Annotated in this window: 17 protein-coding genes, 1 tRNA gene and 2 pseudogenes; 3 read left to right on the top strand and 17 right to left on the bottom strand. The window is 70.6% G+C overall.

Annotation, left to right across the window (positions count from 1 at the left end; all coding sequences use genetic code 11):
* Nucleotides 1-60 precede the first annotated feature (60 nt).
* Nucleotides 61-1017 carry a 23S rRNA (guanosine(2251)-2'-O)-methyltransferase RlmB gene (rlmB, locus tag ACIO1C_RS31170; protein WP_401869790.1) on the top strand — a complete coding sequence of 319 codons (957 nt, stop codon included), beginning with the start codon at nucleotides 61-63 and terminating at the stop codon, nucleotides 1015-1017.
* 450 nt (nucleotides 1018-1467) lie between these two features.
* On the opposite strand, the gene ACIO1C_RS31165 is transcribed toward rlmB, so the two are convergent.
* Complete coding sequence (locus ACIO1C_RS31165) at nucleotides 1468-3003, bottom strand: glycosyltransferase family 2 protein (RefSeq protein WP_401869788.1); 1536 nt, start codon at nucleotides 3001-3003, stop codon at nucleotides 1468-1470.
* Nucleotides 3004-3175: 172 nt separating this feature from the next.
* On the opposite strand from ACIO1C_RS31165, the gene ACIO1C_RS31160 reads away from it, so the two are divergent.
* On the top strand, nucleotides 3176-4894 hold the full coding sequence (locus ACIO1C_RS31160; protein ID WP_401869785.1) for a DoxX family membrane protein: 1719 nt from the start codon (nucleotides 3176-3178) through the stop codon (nucleotides 4892-4894).
* A gap of 212 nt (nucleotides 4895-5106) precedes the next feature.
* Here ACIO1C_RS31160 and ACIO1C_RS31155 read toward each other — a convergent pair whose 3' ends face one another.
* The 3 genes from ACIO1C_RS31155 to ACIO1C_RS31145 form a co-directional block, all read right to left on the bottom strand.
* On the bottom strand, nucleotides 5107-5892 hold the full coding sequence (locus ACIO1C_RS31155; protein WP_401869783.1) for an NDP-sugar synthase: 786 nt from the start codon (nucleotides 5890-5892) through the stop codon (nucleotides 5107-5109).
* A 38-nt stretch (nucleotides 5893-5930) separates the two neighbouring features.
* Nucleotides 5931-6353 carry a hypothetical protein gene (locus ACIO1C_RS31150; protein WP_161311567.1) on the bottom strand — a complete coding sequence of 141 codons (423 nt, stop codon included), beginning with the start codon at nucleotides 6351-6353 and terminating at the stop codon, nucleotides 5931-5933.
* A 232-nt stretch (nucleotides 6354-6585) separates the two neighbouring features.
* Complete coding sequence (locus ACIO1C_RS31145; protein ID WP_401869779.1) at nucleotides 6586-7710, bottom strand: ABC transporter ATP-binding protein; 1125 nt, start codon at nucleotides 7708-7710, stop codon at nucleotides 6586-6588.
* Nucleotides 7711-7992: 282 nt separating this feature from the next.
* Here ACIO1C_RS31145 and ACIO1C_RS31140 point away from each other — a divergent pair.
* Nucleotides 7993-8066: transfer RNA gene (locus ACIO1C_RS31140), tRNA-Thr, on the top strand.
* Between the two features lie 45 nt (nucleotides 8067-8111).
* On the opposite strand, the pseudogene ACIO1C_RS31135 reads toward ACIO1C_RS31140, so the two are convergent.
* The 13 genes and pseudogenes from ACIO1C_RS31135 to ACIO1C_RS31075 form a co-directional block, all read right to left on the bottom strand.
* Nucleotides 8112-9508: pseudogene (locus ACIO1C_RS31135) on the bottom strand (tyrosine-type recombinase/integrase).
* 48 nt (nucleotides 9509-9556) lie between these two features.
* Entirely contained in the window at nucleotides 9557-9760 is a 204-nt protein-coding gene (locus ACIO1C_RS31130) for a helix-turn-helix domain-containing protein (RefSeq protein WP_401869777.1), read from the bottom strand.
* A 169-nt stretch (nucleotides 9761-9929) separates the two neighbouring features.
* Nucleotides 9930-11090 (bottom strand): DUF3631 domain-containing protein, encoded by a 1161-nt coding sequence (locus tag ACIO1C_RS31125; RefSeq protein WP_401869775.1) that lies wholly within the window; start codon nucleotides 11088-11090, stop codon nucleotides 9930-9932.
* Nucleotides 11087-11425 carry a hypothetical protein gene (locus tag ACIO1C_RS31120; RefSeq protein WP_401869772.1) on the bottom strand — a complete coding sequence of 113 codons (339 nt, stop codon included), beginning with the start codon at nucleotides 11423-11425 and terminating at the stop codon, nucleotides 11087-11089. Before ACIO1C_RS31120 ends, ACIO1C_RS31125 begins: the two co-directional genes overlap by 4 nt.
* Entirely contained in the window at nucleotides 11422-12318 is an 897-nt protein-coding gene (locus ACIO1C_RS31115) for a bifunctional DNA primase/polymerase (RefSeq protein WP_401869771.1), read from the bottom strand. The genes ACIO1C_RS31120 and ACIO1C_RS31115 overlap by 4 nt, the downstream gene beginning before the upstream one ends.
* An 85-nt stretch (nucleotides 12319-12403) precedes the next feature.
* Nucleotides 12404-12718, bottom strand: a complete 315-nt coding sequence (locus ACIO1C_RS31110; RefSeq protein ID WP_401869768.1) for a hypothetical protein — start codon at nucleotides 12716-12718, stop codon at nucleotides 12404-12406.
* A gap of 182 nt (nucleotides 12719-12900) precedes the next feature.
* Entirely contained in the window at nucleotides 12901-14931 is a 2031-nt protein-coding gene (traB, locus tag ACIO1C_RS31105; protein ID WP_401869765.1) for a plasmid transfer protein TraB, read from the bottom strand.
* Nucleotides 14932-14943: 12 nt separating this feature from the next.
* On the bottom strand, nucleotides 14944-15495 hold the full coding sequence (gene traA / locus ACIO1C_RS31100; RefSeq protein ID WP_401869762.1) for a plasmid transfer protein TraA: 552 nt from the start codon (nucleotides 15493-15495) through the stop codon (nucleotides 14944-14946).
* A complete protein-coding gene (locus ACIO1C_RS31095) occupies nucleotides 15495-16022 on the bottom strand; it encodes a hypothetical protein (RefSeq protein ID WP_401869760.1) in 528 nt (175 codons plus the stop codon). The genes traA and ACIO1C_RS31095 overlap by 1 nt, the downstream gene beginning before the upstream one ends.
* 47 nt (nucleotides 16023-16069) lie before the next feature.
* Nucleotides 16070-16440 (bottom strand): annotated as a pseudogene (locus tag ACIO1C_RS31090) (RRQRL motif-containing zinc-binding protein).
* Nucleotides 16440-17282: a hypothetical protein gene (locus tag ACIO1C_RS31085; protein WP_401869757.1), complete on the bottom strand. Its 843-nt coding sequence runs from the start codon at nucleotides 17280-17282 to the stop codon at nucleotides 16440-16442. The pseudogene ACIO1C_RS31090 and the gene ACIO1C_RS31085 overlap by 1 nt, the downstream one beginning before the upstream one ends.
* Complete coding sequence (locus ACIO1C_RS31080) at nucleotides 17255-17956, bottom strand: GGDEF domain-containing protein (RefSeq protein WP_401869754.1); 702 nt, start codon at nucleotides 17954-17956, stop codon at nucleotides 17255-17257. The genes ACIO1C_RS31085 and ACIO1C_RS31080 overlap by 28 nt, the downstream gene beginning before the upstream one ends.
* Nucleotides 17953-18249, bottom strand: coding sequence for a hypothetical protein (locus tag ACIO1C_RS31075; protein WP_401869752.1), 297 nt, complete (start codon nucleotides 18247-18249; stop codon nucleotides 17953-17955). The genes ACIO1C_RS31080 and ACIO1C_RS31075 overlap by 4 nt, the downstream gene beginning before the upstream one ends.
* Nucleotides 18250-18352: the final 103 nt, after the last annotated feature.

The following is an 18352-nucleotide window of genomic DNA, read 5'->3' as shown; positions in this document are numbered from 1 at the left end:
CGAAGCACCACGACTGAGCACCACGCAGAGCACTTCTGAAAGCAACGAAACAGGTAGGTCATGGCCGGGAACAGCCAGCGCAGGAACCGCCGCACGTCCAACAAGAAGGGCGCGCAGGTCGGCAGCGGTGGCAAGCGACGCCGCAGCCTGGAAGGCAAGGGACCGACGCCGCCCGCGGCCGCACGCAAGGGCCATGTCCAGAACCGTGGCGCCAACGCCAAGGCCAAGCTGACCGCGCGGCGCCAGGTCGCCCGCCGGGGCGGCAAGGGCACCAGCGAGATGGTCGTCGGCCGCAACCCGGTCTTCGAGGCACTGCGCGACGGGGTGCCGGCGTCGATGCTGTACGTCCAGCAGTTCATCGACAACGACGAGCGCGTCCGTGAGGCGCTCCAGCTCGCGGCGGACCGCGGCGGCATCCACCTGATGGAGGCGCCCAAGCCGGAGCTGGACCGGATGACGAACGGCCTGAACCACCAGGGCATGGTCCTCCAGGTCCCGCCGTACGAGTACGCGCACCCGGACGACCTCGCGACGGCCGCCTTCGACGACCACGAGGACCCGCTGATCGTGGCGCTCGACGGCGTCACCGACCCGCGGAACCTGGGCGCGGTCGTCCGGTCCGTCTCGGCGTTCGGCGGGCACGGCGTGGTGGTCCCCGAGCGGCGCGCCGCCGGGATGACCGCGGGCGCGTGGAAGTCCTCGGCGGGTGCGGCGGCCCGTACGCCGGTCGCCCGCTGCACGAACCTGACCCGCACGCTGGAGGCGTACCGCAAGGCGGGCCTCACGATCGTGGGCCTCGCGGCGGACGGGGAGGCGGAGGTGGGGGACCTCGCGGAGCTCGGGGGTCCGGTGGTCATCGTCGTGGGCAGCGAGGGGAAGGGGCTGTCGCGCCTGGTCGGCGAGACGTGCGACTTCCGTGTCCGCATTCCGATGCCGGGGGGTGCGGAGTCTTTGAACGCGGGGGTTGCGGCGGGGGTCGTCCTGTACGAGGCGTCGCGCCGCCGCGCGTCTCGCTGACCGGGGTGCGGTTCGTGTTGTCCTCAAGCGCCGGACGGGCGTTCTGGGGCCGGTGGGCCGCGCGTTCTCGGTGACCGCGTTGCGGTCCGTGTTGTCCTCAATCGCCGGACGGGCTTGATTGTGCCCGCTGCGGGCCGGGTTTTCGGGTGCGGGTTGTTGCCGGGGGCCGGGCAGGGGTCGTGTCCTGCACTGCATGTTTTACGTCGCGTTCAGCAACTTGTTTTGATCAAGGTTCGCCATGCGACACAAAACACGCTCTACGTTCCGGACACGACCCCTGCCCGTCCCCCTTCCAGGCCCGCGTCAAAACGCGGCCCGCTCCGGCCTTTTAAGCCCGTCCGGCGCTTGAGGACATCCTTGACCCGCACCCGGCACTGGGCGGGCGCCACATCCAGCCCGTCCGGCGATTGAGGACATCAGTGCGCCGCGCCCACCACCGGGGCGCAACGGTCACCGGAGCAACGCTCGCCGCACGCGGCGTTTGACGCGGACCAGCAGGGGCGGGCCAGACCGTTCACGCAACGTCGGCGGCGCCCCGTCGGACGCGATCGTCAAGGAGAGCGGAAGCTCCGTCTCCTTCGTCCAGCCACAGCTCACGACCCGCGCCTTCACCTCCCAACGCCCAGCGTTACGCCCCGCGTTAATGGTGTCCGGCGCCAGACGGGCCACCGTGCGATGAACCACCCGAAACGCACCCGGCGCGCCGGCGTTCGCGTCGCCCAGTGGGATCCGCTCCGTCGTAGTCGTCGAGGGCAGGACGAACTCCTCGCCCCCGCCGCCCCGCCGCCGTACCAGCAGATCCATCCGCGCCGACCGCAGCCGCGCGGTCACGTCCAAGGTCTCCGGCGACAGCCCCGTCACCCGCGGCCGCAGCGAGTCCCCGTCGTCCGTGTGCAGGAACGACAACGGGCCCTCCGCGCCGACCAGTTCACCGGTCGCCGTGATCTCCAGCTCCCCGGTCACCCGGGCCGACGCCTTCGCCCGTACCGCCGACTCCCAGCGCGCCAGCTCCCGTACGGCGTCGGGTCTGCCCTGTTCGACCAGGGCGACCACCGCCCGCTGCGGCGCCGGCAGCCCCGCCGCCACCCCCGGCGCGAAGCGCTCGGCCAGCGCGGACCGTACCTCCTCGAAGAACTCCCCGCGCCACGCGGCCGGCGCGTCGAGGTAGCGGGGCGCGGTCAGGCGCCCGACCATCTCCACCCGCAGCCAGCGCCGGTGCAGCCGGTCCCGCAGCGCGCCCGGCTCGGTGTGCGCGTCCACGATGTCGAGCGCCTCGCGCAGGTTGCCGAAGTACCCGGCCGGGTCGAAGGGCCGGAAGCCCGCGTTCGACGCGTCGGGGCGGGCGACGTGGAAGTAGCACACGTAGTCGGAGAGGACCGAGATCCGGTCGGCGAGGAAGTACGCCGCCGTCACGAAGACGTGGTCCTCCAGGCGCCGCTTGCCCTCGGGGAAGCGCAGTCCGTGGTCCATCAGGAACGTCCTGCGGAACATCTTGTGCGGGGTGAGGCTGTCGATCAGCGGAGCCGTCGCGAGCGTCGCCCGCGGGTAGTTGCGCCGGAACAGCTCCTTCGGGACCCCGCGCCCCCGGCCGGCCATCTTGCCGATGACGACATCCGCGTCGTTCTCCTTGGCGTACGCGTAGAGCCGCTGGAGCGCCTCGTCCCCGAACCAGTCGTCATTGTCGGCGAACTGCACGTACTCGCCGCGCGCCCGTTCGATCCCGATGTTGCGGGGGCGCGAGGGCCAGCCCGAATTGGGGATGTGCACGACACTGATGTGCGTGTGCGCGGCGGCCAGCGCGTCGAGCCGCTCGCCGGTGCCGTCCGTGGATCCGTCGTTGACGAAGATCACCTCGAACTCACCGGCGGCCATGGTCTGTCGCAGTAAGGAAGCGATCAGTTCCTCGATGTGGACGCCCGGGTCGTAGACGGGGACAACAACACTCACCTTGACGGGGACAACAGCGCTCGCCTTGGGGGTACTCATGCGTGCCTCTCGGGAGAAGAACTCAACTCTGCCCGAACCCGCCCACAGTCGCGAATCAGGCGACTTGTCCGCCCTTGATCCGCCCCGGATCCCCGCCGCCCGATGATCTTGACGGGTCTCGGACATTTCGCGCGCGTCAAGGCAGTGTCCTAAACACAAGTCACTCGGTTAGATGAGTGTGGACACCAGAACGCCCCGGCCCGGGTTCGACGATCAGCCCCCGCTGAGCATGCTCAAGGTGGATTCCGATCCCGCGCAGGTCATCGTGAACCACGCCAGCTTCCGGGTGAAGCTCGCATCGCCCCAGCGCACCGCCCCCGCCCGCGCCGTCACGGACACCGCGCGCATCCCCGCCATGAGCGGCGCCCCCGCCGCCGGCGGCGCGCGCCGTCGTGCGCCCGTCGTGTGGAGCGGCAGGTCCGAGCCCGGTGACCCCGGAGCGACGGGACTCCTCCAGGCCGTACGGAACTCCACCGCGGCCAGGACTTCCGCGGCCGTGCGCGCGGGCGGCACCTACAACACCGCGTCCGAAGGGGGGTACGAGGGGTACGACATGGGCGCCACGCAGGTCATCCCCCGCGTCGACCTGGACGGCGACGCCACGACGCTGACGCCCGTCGTGGGCGGAGGCGCGGGCGGACGGCCCGGCGGCGGACGCTCAGGTCCGCTCCTGCCGCCCATGCGGCAGGCGGTCGGCGCCTATGACGCGCCCCCCGAGCGGGAGTTGTCCGAGGAGGAGTTGTCCGAGCGGGAGCTGTACGACGCCCTCGACCCCGACGACGACCGCCCGCGCGCCCAGCGCCACGGCGCCGACACCGTCCGGCACGCGTACTACCCCGGCCGCCGGATGAACCTGGGCGTGGTGCTGCTCCCGCTCCGCGTCTTCCTCGGCTTCATCTCGATCTACGCCGGCATGGGCAAGCTGTGCGACCCCGTCTACTTCGACGGCGGCGAGCGCGGCTCGATGGTCAAGTGGCTGCACTCCCTGCACCCGTGGGCCCTCGCGGAACCGCTCAGGGACTTCGCGCTCTCGCACCCGGTGGGCGCGGGCCTCAGCATCGCGTTCCTCCAGATCGTCGTGGGCGTCCTGACCGTCCTCGGCCTCTGGCAGCGGGTCGCCGCGTCCTTCGGGGCGCTGCTCTCGGCGGCGCTGCTGCTGACCGTCAGCTGGCGGACCGTACCGGCGTACGACGCGCCCGACATCATCTACCTCGCCGCCTGGTCGCCGCTGATCATCGCGGGCGCGCCCGTCTACTCGGTGGACGGCCGCCTCGCGGGCGAGGCCTGGCGCAGGCTCGGCCCGCGCTCGGAGATCTGGGACCTGCGGCGCCGGGTGCTGCGCCGGGGCGCGGTCCTGGCGTCCGTGGTGATCGGCCTGACGCTGCTGATCGGTTCGGTGCTCGGCGGGGCCGTACGGTCCTCGGACATGGTCACCGTGCCGGGTCCGAACGACGACCCGGTGAACCAGCTGCCCGGCGTCCCGCTCCCGCGCGAGTCCAGTGGCCGCGCGAGCGCGTCGGGGACCCCGTCGGGCGACAGCCGTACGTCCGGGAAGCCGGCGGAGCCGTCCGCGACCCGCTCCAGCGCCCCGGCGGCGCAGGAGTCCGCTCCGGCGCGTACTCCGGCGCGGGAGACGGCGAGCGCGGGCAGCGGGCAGAACAGCGGTCAGCAGCGGCCCAGTCAGACCCAGGGCACCGGCGACGCGCCCCCGCGCACCTCCGAGCAGGCGCCTCCGCCGCCGCCCACCAGCCAGGGCCCGTCGTCCAGCGGCAGCACGGGCGACGGCAGCAGCGGCGGTACGGGGGGCACGGACGGCGGCTCGTCATCGACGGGCGGCTCGTCGTCGGGCGGCACGGGGGCGCGGAACCCGATCGGCGGGCTGCTGGGCTGAGGGTCCGGCACAGGGAAGCGCGGGGGAGACGTACACCGGGAGAGACGTACAGGAGACGGTCCGGTCCGGGACAACGCGGCTTTAGGGCGGCGGAGTTCCGGACCGGACCGTCTCTTGGTGTGGTGCGGCCCCTGGTTGTGGCCTCTGAGGGGTCGTGGGGCGCCTCGGGACGGTACGGGAGGGGCTCTTGGGGTACGGGGGCGGGTCTGCCCTTACAAGGGCGCTGAGCCCCCCGTACCGCTGCCGGCGCCCGACCCGCTCCCCGTCCCCGTATCGCTGCCGGCACCGGCACCGGCGGCCAGCTCCTTCGCCGCCTCGGTGAGGTCCTTCGCGGTGTCGATCGCCCGCCAGTACGCGCCGTTCGGCAGCGGATAGCCGGCCAGTATGCGCTCGCGGGCCAGGCGGGGGAACGTCGTACGTTCGTGGTCGCCGCGGTCCGGCAGCGTGGCGACGAAGTCGGGGGAGAACACGTACACACCGGCGTTGATCAGATACGGCGACGGTGGCGACTCGATGAAGTCGAGGACGTGCCCGAACTCGTCGGTCTCGACGGCCCCCCAGGGAATCCGGGGCCGGGCCAGGGCGAGTGTGGCGGTGGCGTCCCGCTCCGCGTGGAACGCGGCCATGTCACGCAGCGAGAAACGTGTCCAGATGTCGCCATTGGTGGCGTACCAGGGCTGCCCGGGCTCCGGCAGCCGCGCGGCGGCGTACTTGAGTCCGCCACCGCGCCCGAGCGGCTCGGGCTCGACCACGGTGGTGACGCGCAGCGGAAGATCCGCCGAGGCCAGCCACTCCTGGAGCACCTCGGCGAGATGACCGCACGACACGACGGCGTCGGTCACCCCCTCCGCGGCCAGCCAGGCGAGCTGATGGCCGATGATCGGGGTCCCCGTGCCGGGGATCTCGACCATCGGCTTCGGACGGTCGTCGGTGTACGGGCGAAGCCGCGACCCCTGGCCGCCCGCCAGGACCACGGCCTGCGTCGGATACGTATGCATGCCGTGAACGATATGCGGGGCGGTCGGGGAGGCGGCGGTCAGCTCCCTGCGGTCTGCTGGGACACCCCGTACGCGAACGACGTGTCACAGACGGGACGCGAGAAGGACTGCGCCCGGGTGGGGCCGTAGTGCGCCACGGCGGCTCGGCCGAGGGCCCGCGCGATCGAGATGCAGTGCTTCGCGAGCGACGGGCGCTCCTCGACCTGGCGCTGGAGGTGGGTCAGGGCGATCCCCGGGTCCTTCTCCTGGAGTTCCACCAGGAGCTTGTCGCGGAGTACGTCCTGGGGGGCGCGGGACTTGGCCCGTACCGAGGCGGTGTCCGAGGCGGCGGTCAGGACCTGCGACTCGGTGGTGCTGGTCGCCCACGGAACACGGGCGACCGCGAGGGTCCCGGAGAGCACCAGGACGACGGGCAGTACGAGAGCGAGAGTTCGGCCGATACGGCGGGCAGAGTGGGTCACGCAGGCGAGCGTAGCGGCCAGTAATGATTTGGCGACATTTAGTCACTCACTCGGGGGACGGTTCGACCGGGTCTTTCGAATCGGAGGTTGACGCGCCCTGTCCGAAATGACCTGTGTGCCGGGGTATTTGTGCGGGTACGCGGACGGCCCCGCACCGGAGTGCGGGGCCGTGCGGACGAATTAGGGCCGAGGCGCGAGGTGGGCGCGTCAGCTCTTCCCGTCTTCCCGTTTCTCAGTTGCTCAGCCGCTCACCGGTGGAGGAGGAGAAGACGTGCAGCTCCTCGGGGCGGGGGACGACGTGGAGCTTGGTGCCCTTGTCGGGGACGGCGCGGCCGTTGACGCGGACGACCAGTTCCTTGGTCTCGCCGCCGACCTCGGCGGTGCCGTAGACGAATCCGTCGGCGCCGAGCTCCTCGACGACGTTGACGGTGACGGCGAGGCCGGCCGGCGCGTCCTTGGAGAGGGTCTTGGCGCCCTCGGCCTCGGCGGCGAGGTCGAAGTGCTCGGGGCGGACGCCGACCGTGACGGTCTTGTCGCCCTTCTCCGTGGCGGCGGAGAGCGCCTCACGGGAGACGGGGACGACGCTGTTGCCGAACTTCACACCACCGTCGGTGATGGGCACCTCGACCAGGTTCATGGCGGGGGAGCCGATGAAGCCGGCGACGAAGAGGTTGGCGGGGCGGTCGTACATGTTGCGCGGCGAGTCGACCTGCTGGAGCAGCCCGTCCTTGAGGACCGCGACGCGGTCGCCCATGGTCATGGCCTCGACCTGGTCGTGGGTGACGTACACCGTGGTGATGCCGAGGCGGCGCTGGAGCGAGGCGATCTGCGTACGGGTGGAGACGCGGAGCTTGGCGTCGAGGTTCGACAGCGGCTCGTCCATGAGGAAGACCTGCGGCTCACGCACGATGGCGCGGCCCATCGCGACACGCTGGCGCTGACCACCGGAGAGGGCCTTCGGCTTGCGGTCCAGGTACTCGCTGAGGTCGAGGATCTTCGCGGCCTCTTCGACCTTCTTGCGGATCTCCGCCTTGTTGACGCCGGCGATCTTGAGCGCGAAGCCCATGTTGTCGGCGACGGACATGTGCGGGTAGAGCGCGTAGTTCTGGAACACCATGGCGATGTCCCGGTCCTTCGGGGGCAGGTGCGTGACGTCGCGCTCGCCGATACGGATCGAGCCGCCGTTGACGTCCTCAAGACCCGCGAGCATGCGCAGGGAGGTCGACTTGCCACAGCCGGAGGGCCCGACGAGAACGAGGAACTCGCCGTCCGCGACGTCCAGCTCCAGCTGGTCGACGGCGGGCTTGGTGGAGCCGGGGTAAACGCGGGTGGCCTTGTCGAATGAGACGGTTGCCATGGTGATGTGTCCCCTCACCGGCAGGAACGTGCCGGACGATCCGAGTAAAGGTTTGGATGGGTCTAGTCCACCTGAGTGAACTTGGGGTGACGCTACCCCGCGCCCACGCATATGTCAGTAGATGCAGCCACCATTTTTCCCACCGCGCCCCCCACCGCGCCCCCCACCCCTCACCGCCACCCCCCTCCGCCCTCCTCCTCCCCGCCACCCAAACCTGTGGCTGCCCCCCACCCCCGCTGTGTAGAGTGAGCCCCGCCTCGCGCGTCCCTGACGTGCGCGAAGGCCTCCTTAGCTCAGCTGGCCAGAGCAACGCACTTGTAATGCGTAGGTCGTCGGTTCGAATCCGACAGGAGGCTCTGGTGGAACCCAGGTCAGACATCGTCTGACCTGGGCTTTTTTGTTCAGCGAATACGCCGCCGATGCCGAGCGCGGGCCGCTCGGCTGGCTGTGGTCTCAGTCCTGGTCTCAGTAGTGGCCCCGGGGCCGGGGATGAAGGCGTCTCCCATGCGTTGCATGGCGTCCTTGGAAAGTGCGGAGCGGCCCTTGACGTAACGCCGGGTCTGACTGATCTGGGTGTGCCGAAGGATCTCCATGATGGTGGGCATGTCCACCCCCAGCTCGTTGAGGATCGTGCCGGCGGTGTGGCGGCTCCCGTCGTACAGGCGCCGGTCACTGATGCCCGCTTCCTCCAGCAGCTCCTTGAACTCCTCCCAGTCCTGGCGCGGGTCGAGGGGCGCCCGTCGAGCCGGGAGAACAGGACGTCGTACTCCTGCCACAGGTCGCCGGCAGCGGCTCGCGCCTCGTTCTGCTGCTCGCGGTGTTCGAGCAGGGCCGGGATGAACGGCGGTGGGATCGGCACGGCGTTGCGGCTCTTCTTGGTCTTGGGCCGGGTGAAGACGAGTCCGCCGCCCTTGCGCTGGGGGCAGGTGCTCGCGTGGCGGGTGCAGTCCTTCGGGCAGGGGCGGGGGCAGCCGCGGGTATACGCCCGGTGGGTGAGGCAGATCGGCGGGCAGGGCTCGAAGCGGTGCAGGCGTTCCCCGCAGGCGTGGGGGTTGTCGCATCCGTGGCGCCAGGTGAGGCGTTGGAGCTGCCAGTGCGGGTTGAACAACTCGGCTTCCAGGTCGGCGTACTTCCAGCGCAGACCCAGTGCCTCACCCTGGCGGAAGCCCATGCCGACCCCGACCAGCCACCGCATGAACGTCGGTCGCTTCGCGGCGGCGAGCAGGAACGCCTTGGCTTCCTCCATGGTGAAGGGGTTCGCTTCGGTCTCGTCCACGGTCGGCGGGTCTACGAGGGTGGCGACGTTCTCCGTGATCATCCGGCGGCGGTGGGCGATTTTCAGGGCGCGGGACAGGATGCGGTGGACTTTGAGCACGTGGGACGGGGCGTGTCCCTGATGGAGCATGCCGGCGTACATCCGCTCCAGGTGCTCTGGACCAAGCTTGTCGATCCGGTGCTTGCCGACCCCGGGGATGATGTCGTTGCGGGTCTTGGACCAGTAGTCGTCCAGGGATCGCGGCTTGAGCCTGAGGCTGGCGATCGTGGTCAGGTAGGTGGTCATCCACGTTTCGACGGTCGGCTTGCGGCCGGCCACGGGCGCCCGGCCCTCGTCGCGCTGCTTCTCCAGCGCCTTCACCTTGCGCTTGATCTCGGGCTCGGTCCTGGCGCGGCGGTGTCGGCGGTCGGGGCTCCCGTCGTTCTTGGTGCCCATGGTGACGCGGCCGTGCCACCAACCGTCGCCGCCCAGATAGATCGATGACTCCATATTCGGCTTGCGGGTGCTCACGCGTTCCTCCATGCGAAAGGCGCCCCGGGCGTGAACCGGGGCGCCTCGATTGCTCTTCGATCAGTGGGACTGCGAGGTGAGGGCCGCGACAAAACCCTCCAGGGCAGTACGCCGAATCCGACGACACCGACCCAACTTGACGTACTCCAGGGCGCCTTCGGCCATCAGCTCGTAGACCGTTGAGCGGCCGACGCTGAGGACTTGGGCCGCTTCCTCCGGCTTGTAGAGCAGGCGATCGGCGGGCGGGCTGGTGACGATGTTCATGCGGGATCTCCTCGGGGCGATCCTTCGGGGCCTCTCTGTGGGCCGCTACTTCCGCTACCGCCGCTACGTCGCAGGTCAGGGGCCTGTGAGTGGTAGCGGCTGCGGTAGCGGATGGGTAGCGGGGAGGTAGCGGCAACCGGCAGGGTTGCCGCTACCTTGTTTCCGCTGGTCAGGTCTGGTTTTCGGTGCCGGGTAGCGGAGGTAGCGGACTTTCCGGGGGAGGGGGGCAGTAGCGCTGCCACGCGTCGTGAAGGTCGGCGGCGTAGTACCCCTTGAGCACGCTCCCGGCAGTCTTGATGTTGCGGGAGGTGACGGGGTTGTTGTCGCCGGTCATGTACTCGGTGAGCATCTTGGACAGGCGCCGGTTGTCCAGCGGCTTGCCGTGCAGGTCGGCCCAGGGCGCGTCGTCCAGGGCGTTGAGGCGGTCCAGGATCGCGACGGTCGGCAGGCGGTCGATGCCGACCATGACGTGATCACGCAGATCAGTCAGGAGCCGGATGCCAAGACTGCCCTTGTCATTGGTCCTGGACGCGGTCACCAGCGTGACGCAGGCTTCCCGCGCCCGCTCGGGCCAGTCGCCCCCGGCGACGTCGGCGATCGCGAGTAGCGACTCCCACACGTCCGCCGGCCGGTCGCTGACCCCTTCGGGCATGTCGGGCCACGCCCCCATGACGAACTCCCGTGCGTGCTCGGCCCATTCGGCGAGTCGGTCCCGGAGCTTGTGCCCCTCTGCCTCATGGATGCGGGCGCGAAAGGCTTCGACGCGTTCGTTGCGGGCCCGGCGGCGCATGCGGATGATGACCGAGCGCGTCATGATCGTGTCCGGCAGGTTGCCCAGTCCCGCCAGCGCGACCGCGCAGTAAGACGGGAACGCCTGAACGGTCTGGTTCCCGCCGTCGCCGATGCACCGGTAGGTGACCCCGGTACGGCGGTGGCCGGCGTTGAGGAATCCGCGCAGCTCCTCGTTCTCCCCCGCCTTCGGCCCGAAGACCGTGTCGATCTCGTCGAAGAGGATTGTGGGGCGCCCGTTGGGGTTGGAGACGGAGCGGAACAGGGCGGCGGCGGACGCGTTGACGGCCGTCATCGGTGCGGGCACCAGGGTCTCCACCACCTCCAGCGCCCGCGACTTCCCCGACCCCGGCTCAGGGGAAAGGAACGCCAGCCGCGGCGTGGAATCGAAGCAGTCGAGCAGGTGGGCGTGCGCGTCCCACAGGGCCACGGCCACGTAGGCGGCTTCGGAGGGGAAGACGTTGAAGCGGCGGTGGAAGGTCTCGACCTCGGTGAGCAGGGCCGCGCCGTCAAGGGGCGGGTTGGTCTGAGGGGTGGTCATGCGGCGGTCCTCCTGGTGTACCGGGCGACCAGCGGACGTAGCGCGCGCACGTTGTCCGGGGTGGCGTGCTTGGCGCAGGTGGTCGTGTGGTCGGCGTACCGAGTGATCAGGTCGGCGACGTTCCTGGGGCCTGTCGCGTGGGCGCTCTCGCCGCAGGCGCAGGCGTAAGCGGCGTACGGGGTGTCTGCGAAGCGCAGCGACCAGCGGGCCGGGTCGTCGTGGTAGCGGTAGAGGGGCGGGGCGTAGATCCGGATGCCGGGGGTTGCCGGGGTGGGATCCGGGGTGTCCCGCGCGGTGGGGTGGCTCTTAAACGGGGGATGGGCGGGGGTGGTCATGCGGCGCTGCCGGGGTTGTGGGCGATCGACCAGTTCAACGCGCTGGTGACGGCCGCACGGCACTCGCCCTCCCCCAGGCCGGACGCCGATCCCGCCCAATTAAGAGCGTCTTCGACCTCGGCACGGCTGAGGTCGCCGGATGCGACGAACCGCCCCAGGGCGCGGGCAGCACGAACCAGCGTCCAGTTGCGCACACCCTCCTGCGCGGTCGCCACGTTCGTGGTTTCGGCCGCGAGGGCGGCTGTGGCGTACGCAGGACCCTTCGGCGTCACGGGGGCGGCCGTTAGTGCCCGCGGCGGACGAGCAGTCAGAGGGGCGTACAGCCATTCCGGGAGCGGGGCGACCGGTGCCGGATCAGCAACCGTGTACGAGCCGGTGGAGGTGGCGCTTCCTGCGGCGACGACGTACCCGCCCCATGCCCGGGTGTCGATCAACTCACCAAGCTTCCCAACGGTGTTGGTGAGCCGTGGGCCGTTGGGGGCGGTGAAGTAGAGGTGGTGGCCGCCGCTCGCGGTCCGGGTGCGGTAGGTGGTGGGGACGGCCTGTCCGGCGCGCTCGCAGAGCGCCTTGAAGGTCGTCACGCCGCACGGCGTGCCCGCACTGCTGTTGGGCTTGAGCATGTCCAGGTCCACGACGACCAACCCGGACGGGCCCGTCGCGATCCCGATGTTCGCGGGCCAGTAGTCCCAGCAGTACCAGATACGGCCCGGGTCGGTGGTGGCGCGCTGCTCCCACTTTCGGTGCCCGTCCGCGCAGTCACCTGTACGGGTGCAACGCTCCTCGCCGTGCAGCGCAGGCCGCTTGTCGCCGGCACGCAGGGGAAAAACGTGCCACCCGCGTTCGGCGGCGTCCAGTGCCGCGGAAAGCAACACGTGGCGGGATACATAAGTCATGCTGGATGTCTCCTGAATCTGTAAGAGGGTCGGGAGACCAGGGCGGGCCGCTTCTCGCCAAAGACCGCGGCCCGCCCTAGCCACGTCATTTGGCTTTGCTGCGGGCGAGTTTGAGGGTGATTCCGCCGATGCCGATCGGGCCGGCCGTGCTGGCGACGATGGCAGTGGTGTGGGCGGCGAACTCGATCAGCGCGAGGATCGCCGCGACGGTGCCCAGCAGTCCGATGGCGCCGGTGGTGGCGACGACGATCGGGATCAGATAGCCGTGGGCCGGGCGGTTCGGGGGCGGCGTGGTGGTATGGACGATGACGATCGGCCGGCCGGTCGCCTCCGCGCGGCGGTAGAGGTCTGCGGGTATGTGCGGGGCGATGTGGCCGGGGGGCGGGGTGGGGTGGGTCATGGTGTGCTCCCTTCGGGCCGTTCGGGATGCGCCGCGGGCCCGCGCCGGGGGGGGGCGCGGGCCCGCGGGGGTCCGGTGTCAGGGATGGGTGTCAGCGCATGTCACGGGGTGTTGTCAGGTCGGTGTGACAGTGCGTCTGCCTAGGGGTTTGGGTGTCAGGCCGTTGTGACGTGTCAGGGGTGTCAGGCCGGTGTGAGGGCGGGGATGATGCGCCAGCGGCCGGTCTGGTTGGTCGGTTCCAACCGGCCGTCCAGGGCGGCTTCCTTGAGACGGGCGGACACCCACGGGCGGCTGTAGTCGTTGGCGTCGCACCAGTCCATGAAGTCCTTCGGGCCCACGATCATGCGGCCCTCGTCCTCGAACTGGGCGAGCACGTCGGCGAACAGCCGGCGGGCTTCTTCCGGTGAGGGCTTGCGCCCGGTTTCCTGCCCGAACAGCGGTGCGTCGTCGCCCTCGTGGGCGTCGGGGAGTTCGGCGGTGGGGTCGATGTCCGCGTCTTCCGGGTCCACGAACAGCCCGTGCTCCATCGCGTCATCCTGTTCCCCGACGTCGGGCGTCGGCGCATCGTCGGCGCCGGCAGCCCGGCCGGTGAACAGGCTCCCCGCGACTCCGGTGGCCGCTTTTGCGGTGATGGGGTCGGGGGCGGCGCCGTTGCGGTGCGCCCAGGAGGCGAGGACTTCCATGAGCGAGACGGATCGGTGGGTGAACGCCCGCGTACGGCCCGGCGAGGGGTAGCGGGATTCGTCAATGCCGGGGCTGACCACGTAGCAGTAGCCCGGTCGCCGGTTGCCCCACGCGCCCGGGTGCGCACCCGCGTCGGTGACCGCGTCCGGCAGGGAGAATCCTTCGTCCCGCGGGTCGCAGCCCAGCGCGATCACGGAGGGCAGGGATGCGCGGGTGCTGGTCGACATCTGGTCGTAGGAGGGGCGCTGGAGAGAGATGACCAGGGAGATGCCGGCGGACCGGGCTTCCTGCGCGATGCCGGTGAACACGTCGTCCCCCAGGGCCCGGAGCGTGTTCGCCGCCTCCTCCATCCACGCCACCAGGAAGGCCATGCCCGCGCACCCGCACGGCGTGCCGTCCGGTCGGCAGGTGTGCTCAGCGCTGTTCTGCACCTGCGCGCATTGCGGTTCCCACTGGCGGTAGCGGTGGGAACCGAGCCAGCTCGTACGGGCGGGGATGACGGCCTTGAGAGCCTCCACCATGACCTCGGTGTCCGTACCGCCCGCAACTGCCCAGTCGATGCCGGGGAGCAGGGGGCGGAAGTCCTGGAAGGATTTCGGGTCCGACAGCCACAGCACGACGTCGTGACGCGACAGGATCTCGGTCTGGAGGTTGAGGGCGGTGTCGCCCTTCCCGGAACCGGTGCCGCCCGCGATCAGGGCGTGAGTGGAGTTCCGCTTGGCCTCCGGGTCACCGGGGAGCCAGAGCAGGAGCGGGGCGCCGTCGTCGTAACGACCGATGACCAGAGGTTCGGCGATCGAGCCGCCAAGGTTGGACGGTCCGTCCCACTCCACCACCTGCGCCAGCATGTCCTCCGGGACGATGACCAGTTCCCCGCGGCGTGCGGAGTTCGGGTCCGGCATATACCGCACGGCCGACGTCGGCAGATCCAGCGCGGACGCGAGGCGCCCCAGGGTCTTGGTGACGTCGTCGTTGGTCTGCTCACCGGGCTCCAGCGCGATTGAGGCAGTGACCCGGTTGGGCTCCACCTTGGCCGCGCCGATCTGCGCCCTCGCCAGCCCGACCTTCGCGAGGAGCCCCTTGTCGGAGGACTCGCCGGTCGGATCGGGGCTGCGGCGCATGACCATGCGTACGTTCCACGACAGCGCGACAGCCGGGCCGCCCATCAGGAACAGGTCATCGATCGGGCCGGCCGCCGGACCGGCCAGGCACGCGGCGGTCAGCCACGCGGACCCGGCGGCGACGGTGATGGCGGAGTGGAGGCGCCGCTGCGCGCTGGTGTTGCGGCCCACCCACCAGGTGGTGCCGGTCAGGGCGACGGAGGCGAGTGTCAGGCCGACGCCGGCCGCGGCGCTCTCACCCCAGCGGATGTTCCCCAGGACGCCGGCCAGGCCGACGCCGCCAACTCCCAGCCACGGCGGGAGGTGGGGCTTGGTGCGGTGCAGGAGGTACTTGCCGACGCCGCCGGCGTCGGATCCGCCGCGTAGTTGGTCTTCGTGCTGCTGGTCTGCAGTGTTGCGCTCAAGCATGACGGATCCTCCTTACTGCTGGTCCCAGTGGATGGTCGGGGTCTGCGGCTTGCGGGCACGGTGACGGACGCGGTTGATCTCTTCCTCATACTGCTGCTGGAAAATGGCATAGGTCGCGGCGGCGTTCTTGGCCGCATCCCGCAGCGCGTCCGCAGACCGCTGCATCTTGCGGGCCACCTTCTGCGCGCGGATCCGGGACCCGAACGCACGGCCCTCCGGGTCCGGTACCGCCGCGAGGACCCCTTTGCGGATTTCCGCGCCCATCGACACCTCGATGGACAGGGTCACCGCGGCGGCGCGCAGGCTGTTGCAGTAGTTCCGCACCTGCGCCGGAGAGGTGAACTCCGGCGGCGGGAGCAGCGCTTCGGCGTGCGACCGGCCGCCGTTGACCGGGGACACGGTCTTGTGGTTGTTCACGGTGACGTTGACGGGCGGGACAAACGAGCCGCCCATCGCACCGACGAACCCGCCCGCCGCCGCACCCGCAGCGGCGAACTTGTCGGACTTGTTCACGCCGCTGGACCCGCGGCGCGCCCTGCCGGCAGCACGAGGAGTGGTTGCCATCAGACTTTCTCCTTGAGGGGGTTGCTACTACGGCGGACGATGAGCCACACGGTCTGGGTCGTGAGCAGGAGCAGCAGCCACCCCAGCTCCAGCGGACCGGCGAGCGGTCCGAATCCGGAGGCCAGAGCGGCCCAGGCGAGGGAGAGGGTGGCGAGGGTGGTCAGGCTGATACGCCAGGCGAGAACGGCCCCGCTGGCGGGGCGGCGCCGCTGGGTCAGGCACAGCCACACCGCCGGAACGATGGCGACGGGGGCGAGCAGGAGACCGGACCACCAAGCGATCATGTGCAGGACTCCGGTCACCGGCAGCGCCAGCAGAGCGAGCGCGGTGGGGATGAGCGGGCGCCGGAAACGCCAGAGAAGACGGCCCGCCGCGGACAGCACCTCGCGGGTCAGGGACGGGCGTTCGGGCACGACGACCACGAACGGCTGAGAACCGCGCTGCCCGCGCTGACGCGGGATACGGACGGTAGTAACTCCGGCGGCGACCTTCTGCGCGCGCACGCGGGAACGGGTACGGCTGGACACAGCGAAACTCCAGGAGGATGAAGGGGGAGGTTCGGGCGGCACGCTGTTCAGGAGGGGTAGGCGCAGGCCACGCACATGCCGAGCGACGTCGGGATGCAATACCCGGCGTCGGTGCGGCAGTTGGGGCAGGTGCGGCGCGCGAGCATCCCTTCGCGAGCGCCGCGGCCCGGCCCGGGGTCATGGGCCGTACGGGCTTGGCGCGGTCGACGCGGTAGAGGTAGGCGACGGACACGCCGGACTTGCGCCGGCGGGAGCGTCGCATGACCTGTGCGGCGATGTCCTGCCCGCCGGGGCGCAGGCCTCGGGCGCGTAACTGACGGCGGGTGGCGAGCCCTTCGGGGGCATACTTCCAGGGGAAGGTCGGTATCCCGAAGCGGGCGCCGTTCGGGTCGAAGCACTTGCCGAACGCCCCGGACATCAGACACCGCTCCCGACGCTCACGAGGTCCCGCTCAGCGGGGTGGGCGGTGTCCGGCGGGGTGTCGGTGAGGCGCTTGTAGACCTTGTGGACGTAGGAGGTGGACCGGGTGGACTTCACCGCGGCCTGCGCGATCGTCTCCCCCGTCTCCCAGCACGCGCGGATCACGTTCAGCGCTTCCGCGGCGGGGAGTTTGTAGACGGCAGGCTCGTCCTCGGGATCCGGGGTGGACGCCGGGGGAACGAGGGGCGCATACACCCCGCTGCCACCGCAGATCACGAGCGGCTTTGGCTGCTCAACCACCGGCGCCGCATCGGCGATCGGTGCCGGGGTGGACGAGGCGGACACCGCGGGGGCGGGGAGGGGGACGGGCGGGGCTTCCACCCGTGTCCCCTCGCTGTCCACCAGGGTGCGCAGTTCCGCGATCCGGGCGAGGATCGCACGCCGGTAGTGCGTGATCGCTTCGGCGAGAACGATCAGGAGGACCGGGGGGATGGAGTGCAGCAGTAACCCCGCGGGGTCCACCGCGCGGGGGATCCCGAAGGGGGTGCCGGCGGGCCACAGCGCGGCCCAGCAGTTCATCAGCCACGTACTCAACCCGGCAAACCACCGCAGCACGGTCGCCCACCCGGAGGGGCGGATCCCGTGCTCGGACAACTGCCCGTCCAACATCAGAACCGCCCCCAGGGCGACCGCGACCATCGGATCCAGCAGCCACGCGATCCACGGCGAGATGTGATGGGCGATCGCGAAGAGCGTCACGTTCGTCGCCGTGAACGCCAGCGCGACCACTGCGACCGTGATCAGAACCTTTGTCAGACCCGACTGGATCGACTGCAACACCGCGATCTGCCGGGGCGGCGAGGAGGCGCGCTTCGTGCGGCCACCTGCGTTCCGCCGCGCGCGCCGGTGCGTCCGGCGCGGCGTCCGGACAGGGTCGCGAACAGCGCACCGAGCCCCGCCCGCCGGACCCCGGCCCGGCCCTGCTTGGCCGCGTACATGGCCTCGTCCGCCCGGCGCATCAGACCCGACAGCTCCTCGCCGGGGAAATCCTGCGCTCGGACCCAGCCCAGGGAGACCGTGGTGCGCACTGACGGGTCCAGCCCGTCGGCCGGCCGTGCCAACACGCCGTGCAGTACGGCGAGGAGGTCGCCGACGGTGCCGTTGCGGTCGATGACGACCGCGGCGAATTCGTCCCCGCCCAAGCGTCCGGCGACGCCGGCCGTGCCGATGTAGCGGGCCAGCCGGTCCGCGGTCGCCTTGAGGAGCGCGTCCCCGGCGGCGTGACCGAACGTGTCGTTGATCTGCTTGAACCGGTCGACATCGGCGAGGACGACCACCGCGCGCGGGTCCTTCAACAGGATCCGCGCCCGGTGGGTGAAGCCCTCGCGGGTCCGCAGCCCCGTCAGCGGGTCACGGCGCGCGGTCCGCACCTGGCGGCGCAACCACCACGTGTGAGCCGACCATCCCGCCGCAACCGGCGCCGCGGCGGCCACGGAAGCAAGGATCGTGTTCATGCCGCGGCCCCCGTTCCCGTCCGGGCCCAACGCCGCGCGGTGAGACGGGCGAAGGGGACGACGTTGAACAGGTCCGGGGCAAACGCCTCGATCGCCTCAACAGCAACCGCGCTCACCCGGTCCGGGAGCTCCGGGTCGTCGGCGAGGATGTCGCGGGCCGCGTCCATACGGGCGGCGCGCTCCATCTCGTTCTCACCCTCGACACCCAGCCACAACTCCACGGGGGTACCGAGCGCCAGTTCGACAAACTCATCGGCCGTAACGGCCGAATGACCAGCAACGATGTACTTCATGAGTCGGGTTCTCCCTAGCAGGTGAACGGCTCGAACAGCAGCCCCGGAGTTCCCGCTCCGGGGCTGCGCCGTTGTTGGATGGAGTGCGCCGGGCGGGAGTCGA

The organism is Streptomyces sp. NPDC087420 (assembly GCF_044744165.1).
Classification (GTDB): domain Bacteria; phylum Actinomycetota; class Actinomycetes; order Streptomycetales; family Streptomycetaceae; genus Streptomyces.
This window is presented reverse-complemented; position numbering and strand designations above follow the sequence as displayed.

Excerpts from the sequence above, each read along its gene's own strand:
- ACIO1C_RS31120 (WP_401869772.1), bottom strand. The coding sequence starts at position 11,425 with ATGACCACCCCCGCCCATCCCCCGTTTAAGAGCCACCCCACCGCGCGG.
- ACIO1C_RS31155 (WP_401869783.1), bottom strand. The coding sequence starts at position 5,892 with ATGCATACGTATCCGACGCAGGCCGTGGTCCTGGCGGGCGGCCAGGGG.
- ACIO1C_RS31130 (WP_401869777.1), bottom strand. The coding sequence starts at position 9,760 with ATGAACATCGTCACCAGCCCGCCCGCCGATCGCCTGCTCTACAAGCCG.
- ACIO1C_RS31125 (WP_401869775.1), bottom strand. The coding sequence starts at position 11,090 with ATGACCACCCCTCAGACCAACCCGCCCCTTGACGGCGCGGCCCTGCTC.
- ACIO1C_RS31160 (WP_401869785.1), top strand. The coding sequence starts at position 3,176 with ATGAGTGTGGACACCAGAACGCCCCGGCCCGGGTTCGACGATCAGCCC.
- rlmB (WP_401869790.1), top strand. The coding sequence starts at position 61 with ATGGCCGGGAACAGCCAGCGCAGGAACCGCCGCACGTCCAACAAGAAG.
- ACIO1C_RS31080 (WP_401869754.1), bottom strand. The coding sequence starts at position 17,956 with ATGAACACGATCCTTGCTTCCGTGGCCGCCGCGGCGCCGGTTGCGGCG.
- ACIO1C_RS31115 (WP_401869771.1), bottom strand. The coding sequence starts at position 12,318 with ATGACTTATGTATCCCGCCACGTGTTGCTTTCCGCGGCACTGGACGCC.
- ACIO1C_RS31075 (WP_401869752.1), bottom strand. The coding sequence starts at position 18,249 with ATGAAGTACATCGTTGCTGGTCATTCGGCCGTTACGGCCGATGAGTTT.
- ACIO1C_RS31145 (WP_401869779.1), bottom strand. The coding sequence starts at position 7,710 with ATGGCAACCGTCTCATTCGACAAGGCCACCCGCGTTTACCCCGGCTCC.
- traA (WP_401869762.1), bottom strand. The coding sequence starts at position 15,495 with ATGGCAACCACTCCTCGTGCTGCCGGCAGGGCGCGCCGCGGGTCCAGC.
- traB (WP_401869765.1), bottom strand. The coding sequence starts at position 14,931 with ATGCTTGAGCGCAACACTGCAGACCAGCAGCACGAAGACCAACTACGC.
- ACIO1C_RS31110 (WP_401869768.1), bottom strand. The coding sequence starts at position 12,718 with ATGACCCACCCCACCCCGCCCCCCGGCCACATCGCCCCGCACATACCC.
- ACIO1C_RS31165 (WP_401869788.1), bottom strand. The coding sequence starts at position 3,003 with ATGAGTACCCCCAAGGCGAGCGCTGTTGTCCCCGTCAAGGTGAGTGTT.